Origin of the sequence: Pseudomonas sp. SK2 (genome assembly GCF_016772395.1) — a bacterium.
In the GTDB taxonomy this organism is placed as follows: domain Bacteria; phylum Pseudomonadota; class Gammaproteobacteria; order Pseudomonadales; family Pseudomonadaceae; genus Aquipseudomonas; species Aquipseudomonas taiwanensis.
In genome coordinates this window covers 1867392-1889153 of record NZ_CP061944.1, presented here as the reverse complement: position 1 = coordinate 1889153, position 21762 = coordinate 1867392, and the positions used below count along the sequence as shown (strand labels likewise).

Below are 21762 nucleotides of genomic sequence, written 5' to 3'. Positions count from 1 at the left end.
TCCATGGGCCCCAGCATTCTCGTTGCGCAGAACCTTAGCAAAGTGGTCCCAAGCGCGGAAGGTGACCTGACCATCCTCCACGCCCTCTCCCTTGATCTCGCCCAGGGCGACAGCCTGGCCATCGTCGGTGCATCGGGCTCGGGCAAGTCGACCCTGCTCGGCCTGCTCGCCGGGCTGGACCGCCCCAGCGCCGGCAAGGTCATCCTCGCAGGCCAGGACCTGGGGCCACTGGACGAGGACCAGCGCGCACGGGTGCGTGCCGAGCATGTCGGCTTCGTGTTCCAGTCGTTCCAGTTGCTCGACAGCCTCAACGCCCTGGAAAACGTGATGCTGCCGCTGGAGCTCGACGGTCGTCGCGATGCCCGCGAACAAGCCCGCACCTTGCTCGAACGCGTCGGCCTGGGCAAGCGCCTGAGCCACACGCCTCGCCAACTGTCCGGTGGCGAGCAGCAACGGGTAGCCATCGCCCGGGCATTTGCCGCGCATCCGGCGGTACTGTTCGCCGATGAGCCGACCGGCAATCTGGACAGCCATACCGGCGAGCGCATCAGCGATCTTCTATTCGAGCTTAACAAGGAACGCGGCACCACCCTGGTGCTGGTCACCCATGACGAGCGCCTGGCCCAGCGCTGCCGCCGCCAGATCCGCCTGGACGCTGGCCGCCTGGTGGCCGCTGCGGAGGTCTGATGACCCACATGCCCTTTTCCCGCCTGTGCGGCTTGGCCGTGCGCCAACTGCTGCGCGACGCCCGCGCCAGTGAAGTGCGCGTGCTGTTCTTCGCCCTGCTGGTCGCCGTGGCCGCCAGCACGGCCATTGGCTACTTCGGTGCCCGCCTCAACGGCGCCATGCTGTTGCGCGCCAGCGAGTTCCTGGGCGCAGACCTGGTGTTGCAGGGTAGCTCGCCCGCCCGCCAGGACCAGATAGACGCCGGGCGATCTCTGGGACTGAGCCATGCGCAGGTGGTCGAGTTCACCAGTGTGGTGGGCGGTGACGCCGGCATTCAGTTGTCCAGCATCAAGGCCACCGATAGCGCCTATCCGCTTCGAGGGCAGGTGCGCAGTGCCGCTGCGCCTTATGCGCAAGAAGCGCCTGGTGGCGGCCCTGCCCCCGGTGAAGCCTGGGTCGAGCCGCGTCTGCTGGCGGCACTTGGGCTGTCGATTGGGGACAGTATCGACGTGGGTATGAAACCCTTGCGCATGAGCCGCGTACTCACCTACGAGCCGGACCGCGCCAACAACTTCTATAGCCTGACACCCCGGGTGATGATGAACCTCGCGGACCTGCCCGCCACCGGGGTCATCCAACCCGGCAGCCGGGTGACCTACCGCGACCTGTGGCGCGGCGAAGGCCCGGCCCTGGCGCAGTATCGCCAGACCCTCGAAGGCGGGCTGGCGGCTAACCAGCGACTGCGCGATACCCGCGACGGCAACCAGCAGATCGGCGGCGCCCTGGGCAAGGCCGAACGTTACCTGAACATGGCCAGCCTGGTGGCGGTGCTGCTGGCTGGCGTGGCGGTGGCCTTGTCGGCCAGCCGTTACGCGGCACGACGCCTGGACGCCAGCGCGCTGCTGCGCTGCCTGGGGCTCTCCCGCCGGCAGGCCCTGGGACTGTATTGCGTGCAACTGGCCCTGCTCGGCCTTGCCGCAGCCCTGGCTGGCGCCCTGCTCGGCTGGCTGGCGCAGCTAGGCCTGTTCCGCCTGCTCGAAGGTCTGTTACCGAGCGTTGTACCACCCGGTGGATTGACGCCAGCGCTAGCGGGAATCGGCACCGGCTTGGTGGCCCTGGCCGGCTTCGCCCTGCCCCCGATCGCCGCTCTCGGCCAAGTGCCACCTTTGCGGGTGTTGCGTCGTGACCTGCTGCCCGTGCCACCGAGCAGCTGGCTGGTCTACGGGGCGGCCTTGCTCGCACTGGGTCTGATCATGTGGCGCCTGAGCCTCGACCTGCTGCTGACGTTCGCCCTGCTGGGCGGCGGCCTGCTTGCCGCACTGGTGCTCGGCGGTTTGCTCTTGCTGGGCTTGCGCAGCCTCAGGCGGCTGCTGGCCGGTGCCCCCCTGACCTGGCGCCTGGGGCTGGGCCAACTGCTGCGCCACCCCATGGCCGCCGCCGGCCAGGCCCTGGCGTTCGGCCTGATTCTGCTGGCCATGGCTTTGGTCGCACTGTTGCGCGCCGAACTGCTCGACACCTGGCAAGCGCAATTGCCCAAGGACGCGCCCAACCATTTCGCCCTGAATATCCTGCCGGACGATCGCGAACCGTTCGCCGAACGTCTGCGTCAGGTCAACGCCAGCACAGCGCCGCTCTACCCGGTCACGCCGGGGCGGCTGATCCGGATCAACGACCAACCCGTGCAGCAGGTCGTCAGCAAGGACTCGGCGGGCGAGCGCGCGGTACAACGCGACCTTAGCCTGACCTGGGCCGCCGAACTGCCCGAGGGCAATACGCTGACCGCCGGCAACTGGTGGCAGGTTCCGCCGCCCGTCGACCAGATTCCTGGTGTTTCTGTCGAAGCCGAACTGGCCAGCAGCCTCAAGCTGCACATGGGCGACCTGTTGACCTTCGACATCGGCGGCCAGCAGCGCCAGGCCCGGGTCACTAGCCTGCGCAGCGTGCACTGGGACAGCTTCCAGCCGAACTTCTACATGATCTTTCAGCCTGGCACGTTGCAAGGGCTACCGACCACCTACCTGACCAGCTTCTACCTGGGGCCTGGCCACGACCTTGAAGTAGTGGCACTGTCACGGGCATTTCCGGCGGTGACCATTCTCCAGGTCGATGCCTTGCTTGAGCAGCTACGCAGTATCCTTGCCCAAGTCACCCTGGCAGTCGAGTACGTCCTGTCGTTCGTGCTGGCGGCGGGCCTGGCAGTGCTGTTCGCCGGGCTGCAGGCGACCCTGGACGAGCGCATCCGCCAGGGTGCATTGCTCCGTGCACTGGGTGCGCCGCGACCGCTGCTGGTCAAGGCCCGGCGCATCGAGTTCGGCTTGCTGGGCGCTGTCAGTGGCACGCTCGCGGCGTTGGGGTGCGAGCTGATCACGCTGGTGCTGTATCGCTATGCCTTCGACTTGCAATGGAGCCCGCACCCCTGGCTGCTGGTGCTACCGCTGGCCGGCGCGCTGCTGGTGGGTGGCGCGGGCGTGTTGGGCACGCGACGGGCATTGAACGCCAGCCCGCTGGCCGTCCTCAGAGAAAGTTGAAACCCCGGATGCCCACGGCAAGGTCCGCTGCTGGCCATAGCGGACCCACGTCAGGGGGTGGAATAGGTAATCTTGGTGATGTACCAGACAGCTTCGCCAGCCGGCGTCGCGACGACCACTTCGTCGCCCTCGGACTTCTTCAGCAGTGCCCTGGCCATCGGCGAGTCGATGGAGATGTAATCCTTGCGATCATAGATTTCATCGTAGCCGACGATACGGAATGCCTTGGTGTCGCCCTCGACGTCCTCCACTTCGACCCAGGCCCCGAAGAATACCCGCCCTTCCTGCTCTGGCGAGTAATCCACCACCTTTACATCTTCAAGGCGCTTGCGCAGGTAGCGTACGCGGCGGTCGATTTCCCGAAGCAGCTTCTTGTTGTACTGGTAATCGGCATTCTCGCTCCTGTCACCCAGCGACGCTGCCCATGCCACTTTCTGGGTAATTTCCGGCCGATACACTCGCCACAAATGGTCGAGTTCACCTTTCAAGGACTCGAACCCATGGCGGGTGATGATGTTTGTTGGCAACTCTGACCCCCGACAACGTCTGATCAACGAACAGTCCGGGGCCAAGCATACAACAATCCATCAGTGCCTGAACCGCTGTCAGCGGCGGGTGATCAGGCCCTGGCGCGCAATGCGGGTGAGGTGGCCGATGACCTGGCCGGCATCCTGGGCTGTGGGTGCCTGGATCACGGCAAGGTCGAAGCGGTCGTTGCCGTACTGTTCGAGGTCGAAGCAGGATTCGGCGAACTGGATGAGAAACGCACGGGCCTGGCCTTTACGGCGCGACAAGCCTTCGAGATGACGCAAAAGCGTGGGCTGATGCTGGCCGCCGAGCAGGATGCGCGGGGTACGGGACGCCTGGTTGGCAGGCAGTGGGGTCAAGCAGACACTGGTACGTGGACAACTCATGGAGCATCTCTCCGCCTCGCGAATCCCGCTGGGCAGCGGTGGGAGGCGTCACCGAACCAGCGCTTTAGCGGTATTTCGGATGACCCGGAGGGGGCTTATCCCGCGCCCCGCAAGTAGCTGTTTAAATCGGCGCAGGCGGTATCCTAGAGCGAGAAGCGGCAAGCTGCAAGTAGACCTTCATCGCAGCTTGCCGCAGACCGATTTCAGCGGGCGATCAAACGGTCCAGCGAGAAGCGACCCGCGCCCTCGATGAGCACCGCCACGGTACCGGCCAGCAGCGCCAGGGCGAACTCGTAGCCGTTGTTGGACATGAACAAGCCGTTGCCGATGTGCACCGAGAAGATCGCCACGATCAGGGGCACGGTCAGTGCCAATGCAGCAGGACGGGCCAACAAGCCGATCACCAATGCCAGGCCGCCGAAGAACTCTGCGCTCCCCGAGAGCAGGGCCATCAGGTAGCCAGGTGCCAGACCGATGCTTTCCATCCATTGGCCAGTGCCTTCCAGGCCGTAGCCGCCAAACAGGCCGAACAGTTTCTGCGCGCCGTGGGCCATGAAGATGATGCCGACCAGAATGCGAATGACGCTAAGACCTGCGCCGGCACGGGTGGAGAACAGGGCGTTGAGAGTGGTGGTGTTCATTTCGAGACTTCCTTGAGTAAGCGGTGTGTGTTGGGATGGGCGCCATCTTAATCAAATTAACGGATAGTAAAATCGCAAAATAACGCTAACCACTATCGATATATTCGATACTTTAACGCTTGGCCACTCGCTCCAACACCGCACGCTCGCGATTGAACGCCAGGAAGTATTTATTGACGCTGTTGACGAAGTTGACCGGCCCCATCCCCACCTGCTCCATGGCGATGCGCTCGGTTTGGAAGAACCATTGGTTACCGTTGAGGCCTCGGCGCCGAGCCTCGGCACGCATGGCTTGGACGCGCTCTGGCCCGAGGTTGTAGGCTGCCAGTACGAAGGCCATGCGTTCACGCTCGTTGATCTGCGCACTGGCGAAAAACTTGCGGCGAATCATCGCCAGGTAGCGGGCACTGGCCTGGACGTTGCCATCGACGGTCGCGGTATTGCTCACCCCCACCCGCTGCGCCGCCGAGGGTGTGATCTGCATCAGCCCGTGGGCCCCTCCACTGCCACGGGCACTTGGGTTCAGAGTGGACTCCTTGAACGCCAGCGCGGCCAGGTTCAACCAGTCGATCTGCTGGGCCTGGCCGTGCTTCTGCAACACCGGGCGCAGCGAGGCCAACCGCTGGCGGTCCTTCTTGGCCAACGGGTCGTGCACACGGTACTGGCGTCGATAGATGCGTTCGAATGCCGCATCCTGGTTGTCCGGTGCACGGTAGACCTGCAGGAAACGGTCGACGGTGGCCAACAGCTGCGGTGCATCGCGCCGGACATACCACCGTATGGCCTGCGGCCTGCCCACTTGCACCCGGGTGTCGAGACGAAGCCGCGGCATCACCTTGGCCCAGCGCTGCGCAATGGGCCGCTCGACCAGGGTCAGGTGGTAGATGCCGGCCTGGACCATCTCCAGCACGTCTTCGATCGCCAGGGTCGCATCGACCCACTCCACCTTGATCGGCGGCCGCTTGCGCAACGCCAACTGCTGGTTGAGCTGTTCGATCACCGGGCCGGCGGCGCTGGCACTGGTCAATGCCACGGTGCGACCCGACAGTTGCTCGACCCGGCTGAAGCTGCGTTCGCCCTTGCGCCCCACCAGCACCAGCGGCACCAGGTCCAGCACCGGAGCGCTGGTGTCGACGCCGCGCACCATGGAGGGGTCGAGCAACTCGCCCGGCGCGGCCAGGTCTCCTTCGCCACGCTGCAGTGCACCCAGCAATTGCTCCTTGGCCCTGGGGATCAGCTTGAGCTGAACCTGCTGGCCGTCACCCGCGCGGGCGTTGAGGTAATGCTCGAGCGCACGCAGGCGATAATACTCCAGGCCAACCGGCTCGCCCTTGACCTCGCCCGAGCTGTTGCGACTCTGGTTGACCAAAACCCGCAACACTTTACTGGCGCGGACGTGTTCCAGATCACGGACATTGGCAGGCGGCACGCTCTGCTGAGGGCCAGGCAGACGCGGCTGGGCCTGGCCGGTCGTGAGCAGCCCAAGCGTCAGCAGCAAGATGAGCAGGTATCGCAGCATGCTAGAACGTGTCCGAGGTCGGGAGGCGGCATCCATGTGGCACAGGCAGCTCGTAATAAACGGCGGCAGAAGACCACGGCAACAGCCTGAAGTTCTTGGCTTTTTTCCGAATATCGCGCTTTTTGCTATGCTGGCCGCCCCGCGGCACGAGGTAGCACCATGCAACTGATCGATATCGGCGTCAACCTGACCAACAGCAGCTTTCATGATCAACAGGCGGCCATTGTCGAACGCGCCATCGAGGCCGGTGTGGCGCAGATGGTCCTGACGGGCACCAGCCTGGAAATCAGCGAACAGGCCCTGGCCCTGTGTCAGCAGCTCGATGCAGACGCCCGCCACCTGTTCGCCACCGCCGGTGTGCACCCCCATGACGCCACATCCTGGGATGCCGACAGCGAACGCCAGTTGCGCCAACTGCTGAACGAACCAAGGGTGCGTGCAGTCGGCGAATGCGGGCTGGATTTCAACCGCGACTTCTCCCCTCGCCCGCTGCAGGAAAAAGCCCTGGAAGCCCAGCTGGCGCTCGCCGCCGAATTGCGCCTGCCGGTGTTCCTGCACGAGCGCGACGCCAGCGAACGCCTGCTGGCGGTGCTCAAGGACTTCCGCGACCACCTGCCTGCCGCTGTGGTGCACTGCTTCACAGGCGAGCGCGCGGCGCTGTTCAGCTACCTGGACCTCGACCTGCATATCGGAATGACCGGCTGGATCTGCGATGAACGCCGGGGAACCCACCTGCACCCTCTGGTTGGGAACATCCCCGAAGGCCGGCTGATGCTGGAGAGCGATGCGCCCTATCTGCTGCCGCGCAGCCTACGGCCAAAACCGAAGAATGGACGCAACGAGCCAGCGTTCCTGCCCGAAGTATTGCGCGAGGTGGCCTTGCATCGTGGCGAATCGCTGGAGCACACCGCCGCCCACACCACGGCAACGGCACGGGCCTTCTTCGGGCTCCGTTGACGCATATCAACACAGGCGCTGGCTTGCCCGGGCACAATGATGGCACCTTGCCAACAATGTTCCCGCTCAACTCAGAGAAGACCTGCCCATGGGTGCCTGGATTAGCAATGTTTCCCTGAAGTACAAGTTCTGGGCCGTCAACGCGGTGGCCTTCGTCACGACCCTGCTACTGGTGCTGTACGCCGTGCACCTGGAGCAACGCGCCCGGGCGGAAGCCGCGCAGGGCCAGGCATCCGCCCAGGCAGCGCTACTGGCTGCCTGGCCAACCGGGCAAGCCCTGCCCGTGCAGGCCAATGTCATCACCTGGCAGTCCGGGCAAACTCCAACCTATGCCGGCGAACCCGTGGAAGGCCTGCGCGATGCCCAGGGCTGGGTCGAGTTACCCGCCGCCTGGATCCTCGGCGACAACCCGCTACGTGGCGCCCAAGTACTGCGCCATGGCAACCAGCAGGTTGCGGTGCTGGCCGCTTCGCCGAGCCTGCGCCAGGTGTTCCTTGACCGTTTCACCAACTATGCAGTGTGCGTGCTGATCCTGATGCTGGCGATGCTCTGCGCGTCGCAACTGTTGATTCGCTTCCTGCTGAGCCAACTCAACACCCTCAAGGACGTCATGCTGCACGTGGAGAAAACCGGCGACTTGTCGGCGCGGGTCCCCTTGGCCTGTGGCGATGAAGTCGGCCAGATGGCCGGTGCCTTCAATGCCATGCAGTCGACCTATCACCGCGTGGTCAGCACCGTGGCACGTACCGCCGCGCAACTGGACTCCGGCGCTGCGCGCCTGGCAGCGAGCATGAACGAGGTGCGCCACGGCATGCTTGGCCAACAGAGCGAAACCGACCAGGCCGCCACGGCCATCAACGAGATGTCGGCCACCGTGCATCACATCGCCCAGCACGCCGGCGCCACCCGCGACCTTTCGCAGACCGCTGATACCTTGGCCGGGAGCGGCAAGGATGTCGTCAACCGGGTTCAGGATTCGATCTCCGGGCTGTCCAGCGGCGTGCAACAAACCGCCGAAATGATCCGCCAGCTCGCTGATGACAGCCAGAAGATCAACGGTGTGGTCAGCGTCATTCACAGCATTGCCGAACAGACCAACCTGCTGGCACTCAACGCCGCTATCGAGGCCGCCCGCGCCGGCGACCTGGGCCGCGGTTTCGCCGTGGTCGCCGACGAGGTGCGCAACCTGGCCAAGCGCGTACAAACCTCCACCGACGAAATCACCACCATGGTCGCGGCGCTGCAGTCCGGCACCCGCGATGCCGTCGAGTTCATGCAAGAGAGCTCGTACAAGGCTGACGACTGCGTCAAGCAAGCGCAGGAAGCCGGCATCGCCCTGGCAGAGATCACTGACGCCGTGGCGCAGATGCGCGAGAGCAATACCCAGATCGCCGTGGCCGCGGAGCAGCAAAGCCAAGTCGCCGAAGAGATGAATCGCGCGGTGGTGAGCATTCGCGACGTGACCGAAGAAACCGTGCAGCAGACCGTCGGCTCGGCCACCACCAGCAGCGAACTGGCGACCTTGGCCGGGGAACTGAACAAGGCTATTGGCCAACTCAAGCTATAGTCACCATAGCCAGCGTCGATTGGCTGCCGATCCTCGGCGGCACTAAGCTTTGGGCATGACCGAGAGGAAATGCCCATGAGCAAACGTCTGCCCAATCTGCCCGCCTGGCAATGGCGCGGCTACCATCACAACCACCGCCACCCCACCAACCTGGTGCTCCACCTGATCGCGGTGCCGCTGTTCATCCTGGGCGCGCTACTGGTGCTATCGGGTATCGTCGCGCTGGACTTGGGCCAGATCGCAGTCGGTGTCATCGCCCTGATCGCAGGCCTTGGCATGCAGCGCCAAGGCCATCGCCTGGAAGCCGAGCAACCGGAACCCTTCGCCAACCGCAAGGATGCCGTAAAACGCCTGCTGACCGAGCAGTTCATCACCTTTCCGCGGTTCGTGCTCAGCGGCGCCTGGTGGCGTGCCTGGCGAGAGCGACACAAACATCGGCGTTGAAGCTCCTCCCTCCTGTGGGCGTCCTGCTTCGCACCCGCTAGGCGAATACCGTGACCGTTTGCCGGCTCAGCGCCAGCAACTCACCGTCGGCCGTCCACAGGGCTGCCGCCGCGTGTCCGTAGCCATCGCGGGCATGTTCGGTTTCGACGCAATAGCGGCACCAGTCCAAGGTCGACAGTTTCGGCGTCGGCTGGATGAACTCGATGGTCCAGGTCAGGGTACTGCCCGCCGCCGGCTGTTTCAGGAAGGGCATCAGGCTGGGCGGCCAGGCATCGACCAGGGCGAGCAGGTGAGCTACGTTGACCTGCGCCTGTGCAACATCGCGCAGTCGCACCCAGCCCCCCATCTGCCGTGATGCATTGCCGCTGAACGGTAGACCACCGATCGCCCAGCGCAGGGCCACATGGCGCATGAACTCCGGGGTGACTCCTTTGATATAGGGAAGCTCCGGGGCAGACGCTTCGAGCGCCTTCATGGGGATCGCAGGCTGTGCTGGCACGTCGACCACCGAAGGCCGCCCCGCACCAAAATTGCCTTGGATCAGGGTGACGACCTGACCACCTTGCACGGCTCGGCCCAGCAGCGTGCTAACCGCCTTGCCCTCGCGCAGCACCTCGGCCTCGAAGCGTATCGGTACATCGGGGGCAGCCGGGGCAACGAAGCTGATGGCCAGCGAACGCACCGGCCGATCGTCAGGCAGTTTCAAGCTCATGGCCTTGTAGACCATGGCCGCCATGAGGCCACCGAACACAGCGCGGCCCTGGGCCCACTCAGGTGGGATGCTGATGGGGTCGGATTGCGCTCCTACAGCATTGAGCAATTGATCGAAGTTCACGGGGCAAGGCTCCTCGGGCAGGCATATGAGGCCATACTAAAGGCCCTGCCACGAGCCATCAGCCCGCATTTCGGTCATTTGCAGGGCTATCTGTGCTCAAGCGCCGCCTGCAGGGCATCCAAGGTGACATCGGACTGACGCTCGGCCTCATGCAACTCCTGCTCCCAGTCCGCACCGCAGGAGGCTAGGTCCGCCTGCTCGCGAGCCTGTATCAGCCATTGCAGCCGATCATGCCAGTCGCCCAGGTCACCCTGCGCACGCTTGAGCAGACGCCGCAGTTTCTTCCCCGTATGCCCCAGTTGCGGATAGGCTTCATCACCATAACGGGCTCGCTTGATCAGCAAACGCAAGCGATGCCGGTCATGGGCAGGGTCGGCCAGCGCCTTGCGCAATTTGCGCCATTGCTTGTCCAGACGCTTGTCGATGCGCCTGTCGAGCGACTTGGTCAGCCCCTCGCGATCAGCCGCACGCAGGAACAAGGGAAACGCATCGAGAATGGCCAGCACCCGGCCTAGTTGCGCGCTGTTCGCCACGCTGGCGAAGGTATTGCCCCGCCCTTCCAGACGCCGCTTCCCCGCCTGGACGATGCCACGGCGAACCAGCTCTGCACCCAGCACCTCACGGTCTCGCAATGGCGTGGTCAGGCTACCCAACGCCCTGGCGGCATCTTCCAGTTGCTCCACCCCAGGCAACCCGCGCAACGGCCGCAACAGGCTACGCAAGCGCCGTAGGCTGGTGCGCAGATCATGCAGCGCCTCGCTGTCGGTATCGGCAGCCAGACGCTCGCGACTCGCCAACAGTCGCACCTGCAGGTTCAGGATCTGGGCAACGACATGATCGAGCATGGTGGTGGGCATATGACGCTCCCCGGTCAGCGCCCGGCGCGGGACTCACGGATATAGAAGCGTGCCTTCTCGGCTTTGCGGGTACACCCTTCGAAGCCTTCGAACTGTTGCTGGGTCTTGGCCCCGGTCAACAGCGACAGTGCCTTGGAGTAACTGACGGTACCGGCAAAGCCTTCGGCCTTGGCCAGGTCGAGCTCCTTCCAGGCGGCATCCAACTGGGTCGCACAGCTGTCACGGTAGGCCGTCTTGCCCGCACAGCCAGCAAGGGCCAGGGCAATCAGAGGAAGGCAGATCCAGGCTTTCATCAGTGTTACCTCAAAAGAAAATAAGTGTGGCTGTTCGACGCACGGTCCGCTGAAAAGTGCCCTGCTCGATATGCCTTGCTTAGAGTAGTCCAGCGCGGTCTACATTGAAGCACAGGCATCAAAGCGTGCATTGTTGGACAATGGTTGCACAAGCCGGGGAACGATCATGAACAAACGTGTAGCGCTGGTGTTGGGATCGGGTGGGGCTCGGGGCTACGCCCACATTGGCGTGATCGAGGAAATCGAACGGCGCGGTTATGATATCGCCTGCATTGCCGGTTGCTCCATGGGCGCGGTGATTGGTGGCATCTACGCCGCCGGCAAGCTCGACGACTACCGCAACTGGATCGAAAGCCTCGATTACCTGGATGTGCTGCGCCTGGTGGATGTCAGCTTCCGCCTTGGCGCCATTCGCGGCGACAAGGTGTTTGGCCAGATTCGCAAGATCGTCGGCGAAATCAACATCGAACAGTTGCGCATACCCTACACGGCGGTAGCCACCGACCTCACCAACCAGCAGGAAATCTGGTTCCAGGAGGGCTGCCTGCACCAGGCCATGCGTGCTTCGGCGGCCATTCCGAGCCTGTTCACGCCCGTGATGCAGGGCAATCGCATGCTGGTCGACGGCGGCATCCTCAACCCGCTGCCAATCGTGCCGGTGGTATCCAGCCACTGCGATCTGATCATCGCGGTCAATCTCAACGCCACCAACCAGAAACAGTATCAGTTGCCTGTCATCGAGCGCCCGGCAGCCTTCAAGATGCGCTTCGACGCGCTGCTGACCTCGCTGGGGTCGCGCTTGCCGTTCCGGCGCAAGCCCGCAGAAGAGTTGATACGTATCGAACAGGAGATCGTCGCCGAGGGGCTCGCGCCCCCCAACCCCTGGCTCGCCGACGTCGCCGACCCCGAAGCTCAGCAGCCTGCGGCAGCTCCGGAGCGCGAAGGTGCCCCCAAGTCAGCCACCGGCTCGTTCATCATCGACAACGTCGGTCCGGCGTCACTGCTGGACCTGATCAACCAGAGCTTCGAAGTGATGCAAACCTCGCTGGCGCAGTACAAGATCGCAGGGTACCCGCCGGATGTGCTGATCAACGTGCCCAAACGTGTATGCCGGTTCTTTGAGTTCTACAAGGCGCCTGAGCTGATCGCACTGGGGCGTGAGATTGCCCGGGATACCCTCGATAACTACGAGGGTGAGAAGCGTTAGACCTCCGCCCCCTTACCCCGCGGTAGCGGCTTGCCGGTGATGAGGCCAACCCAAGCCGCAGAAACGAAACAGGCCGCATGAGCGGCCTGTTTCGGTTTGCAGCAACCACTCAGTAACGAGTGATGTCCGCTTTGGCTTCCAGCTGCTTGCGGTAGGCCGCGAAGTCCTGCTGACCGGCCCGCGAAGCGAGGTAGCTGCGGATCTGCAGCTTCTCCTCGTCGCTAGCGGCGGCGCCTTCGTTCACGCCCTTGAGTTGCAGCACTACCAGGCTGCCGTCATTGAGCACCACACTGCCGAACACCGGTTTGTCCTTGGCTTGCGGCTTGGCCAGACGGAACAGCGCCTGCAACTCGGCCGGGTCGATACCGTCCTGGCCACGGGTAACGGCTTCATGTGCAGTCCACCCCTGCCCTTCGTATGCAGCACCCGCGGCGATGGAACCATCGCGCAGACCTGCAATCAGCTTGTCGGCTTTGGCCTTGAGCTCGGCGGTAGCCTTCTCTTTGGCCAGGTGCTCCCTGATGTTCTTGGCCACGGCCTCCAGCGGCAGTTGCTCAGGCTTGCGGTGCTCCTTGACGCGCAGCACCACGGTGGTCTCCGGGTCGAGCTCGATGGCGGTGCTGTTGGCAGCCTCCTCCAGCACTTCTTCGGAGAATGCCGCCTGGATCACCGCACGGTTGGCAGTGATACCTTCGCCGCCTTCACGACCGAACGGTGCCGAAGTCTGCACCTTCAGGTTCAGGTCCTGGGCCGGCTGAACCAGGTCGGACGCCTCGTAAGCGGCATCCTGCAACTGCTTGGCGGCATCGACGTAACGCTGCTCGACCAGCGGCAGCTTCAGGTCGCGAGTCAACTTGTCCTTGAGGCTGGCAAAGCTCGGTACTTCCGGCGCCTGCACGCCCAGCAGCTTGATCAGGTGGTAGCCGAACTCGGTGCGCACCGGAGCCGATACCTGACCGTCCTTGAGCTTGTACAGCGCATCCTCGAAGGCGGGGTCATAGACGCCCGGGCCAGCGAAACCGAGATCACCACCGCTGTTGGCCGAGCCAGGGTCCTGGGAGAACTCCTTGGCCAGGGCGGCGAAATCCTCACCCTTGGCCAGACGCTGCTCGACTTCCTCGATGCGGGCCTTGGCCTGGGCATCGCTGACCTTGTCGTTGACTTCGATCAGGATGTGAGCGGCATGGCGCTGTTCGGCCAGGTTGGCGATTTCTTTCTCGTACTGGGCCTTGAGCTCGTCATCGGTCACTTTGACCTGGTCGAAGAACACCGACTTCTTCAACTCGATGTAGTCGATGACCACCTGGTCCGGCGACATGAACTCCTTGGCATGCTCGTCATAATGCGCCTTGACCTCTTCGTCGCTGACCTTGACCACAGCCGGGTTGGCCTTGAAGGTCAGGGAAGCGAAGTCACGGGTCTGGTTTTCCAGGCGAGCGAATGCCTCCACCTGCTTGTCAGTGACGAAGCTGCTGCCGGCAAGGCCGGTACGCAGTTGGCCGATGAGCATTTCTTCGGCGAGCATGTCGCGGAACTGCATGCGGCCATAGCCCATCTGGCGGATGACCTGGTCGAAACGGTCGGCATTGAACTTGCCGTCGACCTGGAATTCCGGTCTTTGCAGGATCACTTGATCCAGCGCTGCCTCGGATAAGGCAAACTTGGCGTCCTCGGCTCCCTGCAGCAGCAGTTTGCGTTCGATGAGCCCGTTGAGCGCGGCGTCGCGCAGCATCTTGTCATCCAGCAGCGCAGGGTCGAAATCCTTGCCCAGCTGTTGCATCAGCTGACGACGCTGCATGTCCGCGGCCTGGCTCAGCTCGTTCTGGCTGATGGTCTGGCCGTTCACCTTGGCGGCGTCCTGCGAATGAGTGGCGGCCTGAAAAATGGCCTCGAACCCGGTCAACGCCATCAGCACGACGATGAGGCCGATGATGGTCTTGGCAATCCAACCTTGTGAATTGTCCCTGATATTTTGCAGCATGCGTCCCCCAGAAACGGTTGTACCACTGCGTCGACAACCGCGGAGCGTGGGTAGAGTCCTGATATGAAGAAAGGCGCATCCGGTGGATGCGCCTTCTCAAAGCGGGCGTGCTCGGCGGGAACGTTTGCGCCCCACCGCCACGCGGTCGGACCTGGCCAAGCCAGGACCGGCTGAAAGAGACGACTTAGTTGACGGCGTCTTTCAGGCCTTTACCAGCCTTGAAGCCTGGAACCTTGGCGGCAGCGATCTTGATAGCCTTGCCGGTCTGTGGGTTGCGGCCGGTGCGCTCGGCGCGCTCCTTGACCGAGAAGGTACCGAAGCCAACCAGTACCACATCGTCACCTTGCTTCAGGGCGCCGGTGACGGATTCGATGACTGCGTCCAGCGCACGGCCGGCTACAGCTTTCGGGATGTCAGCAGATGCGGCGATAGCGTCAATCAGTTCCGACTTGTTCACTCTAAGTCCCCTTATTCTCTATTGAGTTTGTTTCTAAGTATGTAATGAAAAGCTTATGAAACGTGCGCTGGGCGGCTTGTTGACAATAGCGTGCCGCTTTATAGCAAGGCCCCGAAAAAACTGTCAAGGAAAGCCCCCCAGCTAAAAACTACTAGTGCGTGCTGATTCTTTCCTTAGCATCGCCGTCGCGCTTTTCATCTTTCGCGACTATCTCCGGAGCCACATCTGGCAAGGGCTCCGGGGCGTATTGCAGCGCAATTTGCAGGACTTCGTCAATCCATTTGACGGGTTTGATCTGAAGATCCTGTTTGATATTTTCCGGAATCTCCTTCAGATCGCGAACATTCTCCTCGGGAATGATCACCGTCTTGATCCCGCCACGGTGTGCCGCCAGCAGTTTTTCCTTCAAGCCGCCGATAGCCAGAACCTGGCCACGCAGGGTGATCTCACCGGTCATGGCAACATCGGCGCGCACCGGAATCTGGGTCAGTGCCGACACCAGCGCAGTGCACATGCCGATACCCGCGCTCGGCCCGTCTTTGGGCGTTGCCCCCTCTGGCATGTGGATGTGCACGTCGTGCTTCTCGTGGAAATCGGCGGCAATGCCCAGGCTTCGGGCACGGCTGCGAACCACGGTCTGCGCGGCCGTGATCGACTCGACCATAACATCGCCCAGCGAGCCGGTCTTGATCAACTGGCCCTTGCCCGGAATCACCACGGCCTCGATGGTCAGCAATTCGCCGCCCACTTGGGTCCAGGCAAGGCCGGTAACCTGGCCGATCTGGTCTTGCTGCTCGGCCAGGCCATAGCGGAACTTGCGCACGCCAAGCAGGTGCTCGAGCTGCTCGCTGGTAACCTTGACCTTGACCTGCTTCTGCCCGGTATGTTCCTTGACCACCTTGCGGCATACCTTGGCGATCTGCCGCTCAAGGCCACGCACACCGGCTTCGCGGGTGTAGTAGCGAATGATGTCGCGGATGGCCGAGACGTCGATCTCGAGCTCTTCCTTCTTCAAACCGTTGGCCTTGACCTGCTTCGGGGTCAGGTACTTGACCGCGATGTTGATCTTCTCGTCCTCGGTGTAGCCCGGCAGACGGATGACTTCCATGCGGTCGAGCAGCGCCGGCGGGATGTTCATCGAGTTCGAGGTGCAGAGGAACATCACGTCCGAGAGGTCGTAATCGACCTCCAGGTAGTGGTCGTTGAAGTTGTGGTTCTGCTCCGGATCCAGCACTTCCAGCAGCGCCGAAGCCGGGTCGCCACGCATGTCGCTGCCCATCTTGTCGATTTCGTCGAGCAGGAACAGCGGGTTGCGCACACCCACCTTGGTCATTTTCTGGATCAGACGACCCGGCATCGAACCGATGTAGGTACGACGGTGACCCCGGATCTCGGCTTCGTCACGCACGCCACCGAGGGCCATGCGCACGAACTTGCGGTTGGTGGCGGCAGCGATCGACTCGGCCAGCGAGGTCTTGCCGACGCCAGGCGGACCGACCAGGCACAGCACCGGGCCGCGAATTTTCTTTACGCGCTTCTGTACGGCGAGGTACTCGAGAATGCGCTCCTTGACCTCTTCCAGGCCATAGTGGTCGGCATCGAGAATTTCCTCGGCCTTGGCCAGGTCCAGGCGCACTTTGCTCTGGGCCTTCCACGGCACCTGCACCAGCCAGTCGAGGTAGGAGCGGACCACCGTGGCCTCGGCCGACATCGGCGACATCTGCTTGAGCTTGTTCAACTCGGCCTGGGCCTTGGCCAGTGCGTCCTTGGGCAGGCCGGCGGCTTCGATGCGCTTCTTCAGCTCTTCGACTTCATTGTGGCCTTCGTCGCCGTCACCGAGCTCCTTCTGAATGGCCTTCATCTGCTCATTCAGGTAGTACTCGCGCTGGCTGCGCTCCATTTGCTTTTTGACCCGACCGCGGATGCGTTTTTCCACCTGCAGCAGGTCGATTTCCGCATCCAGTAGCGCCAACACATGCTCGACACGGGCCGGCAGGTCGACGATCTCAAGGATTTCCTGCTTCTGCTCGATCTTCAGCGCCATGTGGGCAGCCATGGTATCGACCAGGCGGCCCGGCTCTTCGATGCTGTTGAGCGACGACAGCACCTCGGCGGGGACTTTCTTACCCAGTTGGACGTACTGCTCGAACTGCGACAGCAGGGTACGCACGAAGACTTCCGACTCGCGCTCGGCGGCGTCGACTTCGTCGATCAGGGACACTTCGGCACGGATGTGCCCTTCAACTTCGGTGAAACGCTCGACCGCGCCGCGCTGTTCGCCCTCGACCAACACCTTCACGGTGCCATCAGGCAATTTCAGCAGTTGCAGCACGGTGGCAACGGTACCGACACGATACAGGGCGTCTTCGCCCGGATCGTCATCGGCTGGGTTCTTCTGGGCAAGCAGGAGAATCTGCTTTTCGCCCGTCATCGCGGCCTCGAGGGCTTCGATAGACTTTTCGCGCCCCACGAACAGCGGGATAACCATGTGCGGGTAAACAACGACATCGCGCAATGGCAAAAGAGGCAAGTCGAGGGTGGTCTTCATGATTTCGCCTCTACAGCGGCCTTATGGCCGGAAACCGGTGGAAATTATGCTTGGACCTAATGTGGGGGCAGGCTTGGCAAATTACAAGCGCTGGAGAAGGAAAAGCAGAAAGGGGCCCGTAGGCCCCTTCTTGCTTGTTGCCATCGCCCGACTCAGAGGTCAGGTGCGGCCTTGGCTTGCGGCTCACTGTTTTCGTAGATCAGCAGCGGCTGCGAAGTGCCTTCGATGACGCTCTCGTCGATCACCACCTTGCTGACATCCTTCTGCGAAGGAATCTCGTACATGGTGTCGAGCAGCACGCCTTCGAGGATCGAACGCAGGCCACGGGCGCCAGTCTTGCGCTCCAGGGCCTTGCGGGCGACGGCCTTGAGGGCGTCGCTGCGGAACTCGAGGTCCACGCTTTCCATCTCGAACAGCTTGGCATATTGCTTGGTGAGGGCGTTCTTCGGCTCGGTGAGGATCTGCATCAGTGCAGCCTCGTCCAACTCGTCGAGCGTCGCCAGCACTGGCAGACGGCCAACGAACTCGGGGATCAGGCCAAACTTCACCAGATCGTCCGGCTCGACCTCACGCAGCGACTCACCGACCTTCTTGCCTTCTTCCTTGCTGCGCACTTCCGCGCCGAAACCGATGCCACCTTTGGTGGAGCGGTTCTGGATGACCTTTTCCAGGCCCGAGAAGGCGCCACCACAAATGAACAGGATGTTGCGGGTATCAACCTGCAGGAATTCCTGTTGCGGGTGCTTGCGGCCCCCTTGCGGCGGTACGGAGGCGACGGTGCCTTCGATCAGTTTCAACAGCGCTTGCTGCACGCCCTCACCCGATACATCGCGGGTAATCGACGGGTTGTCCGACTTACGTGAAATCTTGTCGATTTCGTCGATGTAGACAATACCCATCTGGGCCTTCTCCACGTCGTAGTCGCACTTTTGCAACAGCTTCTGAATGATGTTCTCGACGTCCTCGCCCACATAACCGGCTTCGGTCAGGGTCGTGGCGTCAGCGATGGTGAACGGTACGTTCAACAGACGTGCCAAGGTTTCGGCGAGCAGAGTCTTGCCCGAGCCGGTTGGCCCGATGAGCAGGATGTTGCTCTTGCCGAGTTCGACCTCGTCACCCTTCTTGTCACGTTGGTTCAGGCGCTTGTAGTGGTTGTACACCGCTACGGACAGCACCTTCTTGGCGCGCTCCTGACCAATTACGTACTGGTCCAGGATGCCGCTGATTTCTTTCGGCGAAGGCAATTTGTGCGCGCTGCTTTCGGCCTGGGCTTCCTGCACCTCCTCACGGATGATGTCGTTGCACAGGTCGACGCACTCGTCGCAGATAAATACCGAGGGCCCGGCAATCAATTTGCGCACTTCGTGCTGGCTTTTGCCGCAGAAGGAGCAATAGAGCAATTTGCCGCTGTCCTCGCCGTTACGGGTGTCAGTCATTCGATCGATCCAATCCGGTAGGCTTGCAACACAAGATGAAGGCAATTGCGGGCTTTTTCAAGTCCGCAGGTAGGCGCTTTCGGCACCTACCTGCTCTGGCACCTGGGTTCAGGAGGCCAGTTGCCGCTTGTCGTATACCGAGTCGATCAGGCCGTACTCGGCCGCGCGCGAGGCGCTCATGAAGTTGTCACGCTCGGTGTCGCGCTTGATGGTCTCCAGGTCCTGGCCAGTGTGGTAGGCCAGCAGCTCGTTCAGGCGCGCCTTGATGTTGAGGATTTCCTGGGCGTGGATCTCGATATCGGTGGCCTGACCCTGGAAGCCGCCCAGCGGCTGGTGGATCATCACACGCGAGTTCGGCAGGCAGTGACGCTTGCCCTTGGCACCGGCCGCCAGAAGGAAGGCGCCCATGCTGCAGGCCTGGCCGATGCAAATGGTCGAGACGTCCGGCTTGATGAACTGCATGGTGTCGTAGATCGACATGCCAGCAGTCACGGAGCCGCCCGGAGAGTTGATGTACAGATGGATATCCTTGTCCGGGTTTTCCGCTTCAAGGAACAGCAGTTGCGCCACCACCAGGTTCGCCATGTAGTCCTCTACAGGGCCAACCAGGAAGATCACTCGCTCCTTCAACAGGCGCGAGTAAATGTCATAGGCACGTTCGCCACGGGCGGACTGCTCGATAACCATCGGGACCAGACCGCCTGCGGCCTGGATGTCAGAGCTCTGCTGAATATAAGAATTGCGGGACATGTCCTGCGCTCACTCCCAAATAGTCATGGCTTGAATACGCACAAGCCAGCGCGAAGGCTGGCTTGTGGGGGTTTCCTACGAGAGAAACGTATTACTCAGCGGCTGGAGCCTGTGCTGGTTTTACTGCTTCTTCGTACGAGACCGATTTGTCGGTCACAGTCGCTTTCTGCAGAACAGTATCTACAACTTGTTCTTCCAGCACAACCGAACGGACTTCGTTCAGTTGCTGGTCGTTTTTGTAGTACCAGGCGATGACCTGCTCAGGCTCTTGGTAAGCCGAAGCCATTTCTTCGATCATCTCGCGAACCTTGACGTCGTCCGGCTTCAGCTCGAACTGCTTGACCACTTCGGCGACGATCAGGCCCAGCACAACGCGGCGCTTGGCTTGCTCTTCGAACAGCTCGGCTGGCAGCTGCTCAGGCTTGATGTTGCCACCGAACTGCTGAACAGCCTGGACGCGCAGGCGGTTGACTTCGTTTTCCAGAAGGGCTTTCGGCACTTCGATCGGGTTGGCGGCCAGCAGACCGTCCATGACCTGGTTCTTGACCTTGCTCTTGATCGCCTGACGCAGCTCACGCTCCATGTTCTTGCGAACTTCGGCGCGGAAGCCTTCCAGGGTCGATTCCTTGATACCGAACTGGGCGAAGAACTCTTCGTTCAGCTCTGGCAGCTGAGGCGCGGCAACGGCGTTGACGGTAATGGTGAACTCGGCGGCTTTGCCAGCCAGGTCCAGGTTCTGGTAGTCCTCTGGGAAGGTCACGTTGACAACGCGCTCTTCGCCAGCCTTGGCGCCTACCAGGCCATCTTCGAAGCCTGGGATCATGCGGCCGGAGCCCAGCACCAGCTGAGTGCCCTTGGCCGAACCACCGGCGAAGGCTTCACCGTCGATCTTGCCGACGAAGTCGATGTTGACCTGATCGTCTTTCTCGGCGGCGCGCTCGACGGTTTCGAAGCGCACGTTCTGCTTGCGCAGCACTTCCAGCATGTTGTCCAGGTCAGCGTCAGCCACTTCGGCGCTCAGGCGCTCGACCTTGATCGACTCCAGGCCCGCAACGGTGAACTCTGGGAAGACTTCGAAGACAGCGACGAATTCCAGGTCCTTGCCCTTCTCGAAGGACTTCGGCTCAACGGACGGAGCACCAGCCGGGTTCAGCTTCTGCTCGACAACCGCCTCGTAGAAGGAAGCCTGGACCAGGTCACCGAAGACTTCCTGACGGGCATCGCCCTCGAAGCGCTGGCGGATCACGCTCATTGGCACCTTGCCCGGACGGAAGCCCGCGACCTTGGCGCGCTTGGCAGTCTGCTGCAGACGCTTGTTGACTTCGTTCTCGACGCGCTCGGCCGGAACGGCGATGGTCATGCGGCGCTCGAGAGCGGAAGTGTTTTCAACAGAAACTTGCATGGATATTCCTCGTTGCACAGACGTTAGCCGGCGATAGCCCGACTCCAGAATCAAGGGCAAACATTCTAGTGAGTCGCGCACCAGAAGTCACCCCACCCGGGACGACGGAAAACCACGCCGGTCGATTAACTTGCAAGGCCCGCACGGCGCACCGCCGGGCCCTTCTATATAAGGAGGCTGCGCGACGCCTTGGGCGGCACACAACCGAAATACCTTGTCAAACAACTGCCAGGGCAAGCGACACTGTTTACTCAGGGTCGATCTCGTTGAACTGGCAGTACTCTTCCCACTCCATCCCCAGCGCCTCGGCCACTTCGCGATGGGTCTCCAGGCGCATCGCCTGCAGTTGCTCAGGGCTTTCGGCGATCAACTGCAGCGCCAGCTCCCAGGGCTCGATACCCTGCTCCTCGGCGGCATCCTCGAAGGCCCATTCGATCTGCTGGGCTTGCTCACGGGCATCAAGCTCGCAAATCTCTTCGAGCAGCTGCGGATTGGCTTCGGCGAAGCGCTGCAGCGCCAGGGCCTGACGGGCTTCTTTTGCAATCATTGGGTTGTTCCTCTGCCGGCCAGATGGTCCGGTGTTTCAACCGGCTGAAATCTAACAGCTTTTATTGGGGCGCCACCAGAGGATTGCAAGGGGGGAGGGAATCCAGCAATTCGCACGGCGCATCGCGAGCAAGGCTCGCTCCTACGTTCGTTTCGGGCCAATCATTCCTGCGAGATTTGCGCTCAAACGCTTCGGCACTCGACGCGATATCGC

20 protein-coding genes are annotated in these 21762 nt (G+C 62.3%); 6 read left to right on the top strand and 14 right to left on the bottom strand.

Translation table 11 applies throughout. The features are described 5' to 3' along the window. Nucleotides 1–3 precede the first annotated feature (3 nt). Nucleotides 4–687, top strand: a complete 684-nt coding sequence (locus IF103_RS08365) for an ABC transporter ATP-binding protein (protein WP_023379655.1) — start codon at nucleotides 4–6, stop codon at nucleotides 685–687. Continuing rightward, nucleotides 687–3194, top strand: coding sequence for an ABC transporter permease (locus IF103_RS08360; protein ID WP_027907722.1), 2508 nt, complete (start codon nucleotides 687–689; stop codon nucleotides 3192–3194). The genes IF103_RS08365 and IF103_RS08360 overlap by 1 nt, the downstream gene beginning before the upstream one ends. Before the next feature lie 50 nt (nucleotides 3195–3244). On the opposite strand, the gene greB is transcribed toward IF103_RS08360, so the two are convergent. From greB to IF103_RS08340, 4 genes are all read right to left on the bottom strand, one after another. Then, complete coding sequence (gene greB, locus IF103_RS08355; RefSeq protein ID WP_023379651.1) at nucleotides 3245–3721, bottom strand: transcription elongation factor GreB; 477 nt, start codon at nucleotides 3719–3721, stop codon at nucleotides 3245–3247. Nucleotides 3722–3799: 78 nt separating this feature from the next. After that, nucleotides 3800–4108: a hypothetical protein gene (locus IF103_RS08350; protein WP_023379649.1), complete on the bottom strand. Its 309-nt coding sequence runs from the start codon at nucleotides 4106–4108 to the stop codon at nucleotides 3800–3802. Nucleotides 4109–4311: 203 nt separating this feature from the next. Beyond that, entirely contained in the window at nucleotides 4312–4749 is a 438-nt protein-coding gene (locus IF103_RS08345) for a DoxX family protein (protein WP_202676016.1), read from the bottom strand. Nucleotides 4750–4861: 112 nt separating this feature from the next. Continuing rightward, the gene (locus IF103_RS08340) at nucleotides 4862–6268 is read right to left on the bottom strand and encodes an MltF family protein (RefSeq protein WP_023379646.1); all 1407 of its coding nucleotides are present in this window, start codon (nucleotides 6266–6268) and stop codon (nucleotides 4862–4864) included. Between the two features lie 159 nt (nucleotides 6269–6427). Between IF103_RS08340 and IF103_RS08335 the strand changes: the two genes are divergently transcribed. From IF103_RS08335 to IF103_RS08325, 3 genes are all read left to right on the top strand, one after another. After that, nucleotides 6428–7225, top strand: a complete 798-nt coding sequence (locus tag IF103_RS08335; RefSeq protein ID WP_023379645.1) for a TatD family hydrolase — start codon at nucleotides 6428–6430, stop codon at nucleotides 7223–7225. An 88-nt stretch (nucleotides 7226–7313) separates the two neighbouring features. Further along, nucleotides 7314–8792, top strand: a complete 1479-nt coding sequence (locus IF103_RS08330) for a methyl-accepting chemotaxis protein (RefSeq protein WP_023379644.1) — start codon at nucleotides 7314–7316, stop codon at nucleotides 8790–8792. Nucleotides 8793–8867: 75 nt separating this feature from the next. Next, the gene (locus IF103_RS08325; RefSeq protein WP_023379643.1) at nucleotides 8868–9236 is read left to right on the top strand and encodes an Mpo1-like protein; all 369 of its coding nucleotides are present in this window, start codon (nucleotides 8868–8870) and stop codon (nucleotides 9234–9236) included. A 37-nt stretch (nucleotides 9237–9273) separates the two neighbouring features. On the opposite strand, the gene IF103_RS08320 is transcribed toward IF103_RS08325, so the two are convergent. The 3 genes from IF103_RS08320 to IF103_RS08310 form a co-directional block, all read right to left on the bottom strand. Then, nucleotides 9274–10071, bottom strand: a complete 798-nt coding sequence (locus IF103_RS08320; protein WP_023379642.1) for an acyl-CoA thioesterase — start codon at nucleotides 10069–10071, stop codon at nucleotides 9274–9276. Nucleotides 10072–10157: 86 nt separating this feature from the next. After that, nucleotides 10158–10928 (bottom strand): CHAD domain-containing protein, encoded by a 771-nt coding sequence (locus IF103_RS08315; protein ID WP_023379640.1) that lies wholly within the window; start codon nucleotides 10926–10928, stop codon nucleotides 10158–10160. 14 nt (nucleotides 10929–10942) lie between these two features. Beyond that, entirely contained in the window at nucleotides 10943–11221 is a 279-nt protein-coding gene (locus tag IF103_RS08310; protein WP_023379639.1) for a hypothetical protein, read from the bottom strand. 166 nt (nucleotides 11222–11387) lie between these two features. Between IF103_RS08310 and IF103_RS08305 the strand changes: the two genes are divergently transcribed. Further along, nucleotides 11388–12428, top strand: coding sequence for a patatin-like phospholipase family protein (locus IF103_RS08305; RefSeq protein WP_023379638.1), 1041 nt, complete (start codon nucleotides 11388–11390; stop codon nucleotides 12426–12428). Between the two features lie 109 nt (nucleotides 12429–12537). Here the strand turns inward: IF103_RS08305 and IF103_RS08300 are convergent, their stop codons facing one another. From IF103_RS08300 to IF103_RS08270, 7 genes are all read right to left on the bottom strand, one after another. Continuing rightward, the gene (locus tag IF103_RS08300) at nucleotides 12538–14409 is read right to left on the bottom strand and encodes a SurA N-terminal domain-containing protein (RefSeq protein WP_027906794.1); all 1872 of its coding nucleotides are present in this window, start codon (nucleotides 14407–14409) and stop codon (nucleotides 12538–12540) included. 184 nt (nucleotides 14410–14593) lie between these two features. Next, complete coding sequence (gene hupB / locus IF103_RS08295) at nucleotides 14594–14866, bottom strand: nucleoid-associated protein HU-beta (RefSeq protein ID WP_011533117.1); 273 nt, start codon at nucleotides 14864–14866, stop codon at nucleotides 14594–14596. A 151-nt stretch (nucleotides 14867–15017) separates the two neighbouring features. Next, nucleotides 15018–17414, bottom strand: a complete 2397-nt coding sequence (gene lon / locus IF103_RS08290) for an endopeptidase La (RefSeq protein ID WP_023379636.1) — start codon at nucleotides 17412–17414, stop codon at nucleotides 15018–15020. A 152-nt stretch (nucleotides 17415–17566) separates the two neighbouring features. Continuing rightward, nucleotides 17567–18850: an ATP-dependent Clp protease ATP-binding subunit ClpX gene (gene clpX / locus IF103_RS08285; RefSeq protein WP_023379635.1), complete on the bottom strand. Its 1284-nt coding sequence runs from the start codon at nucleotides 18848–18850 to the stop codon at nucleotides 17567–17569. Nucleotides 18851–18958: 108 nt separating this feature from the next. Beyond that, on the bottom strand, nucleotides 18959–19600 hold the full coding sequence (clpP, locus tag IF103_RS08280; protein ID WP_003259400.1) for an ATP-dependent Clp endopeptidase proteolytic subunit ClpP: 642 nt from the start codon (nucleotides 19598–19600) through the stop codon (nucleotides 18959–18961). Nucleotides 19601–19691: 91 nt separating this feature from the next. Next, nucleotides 19692–21002: a trigger factor gene (gene tig / locus IF103_RS08275; protein WP_023379634.1), complete on the bottom strand. Its 1311-nt coding sequence runs from the start codon at nucleotides 21000–21002 to the stop codon at nucleotides 19692–19694. Nucleotides 21003–21249: 247 nt separating this feature from the next. After that, entirely contained in the window at nucleotides 21250–21549 is a 300-nt protein-coding gene (locus IF103_RS08270; RefSeq protein ID WP_027906792.1) for a DUF6388 family protein, read from the bottom strand. Nucleotides 21550–21762: the final 213 nt, after the last annotated feature.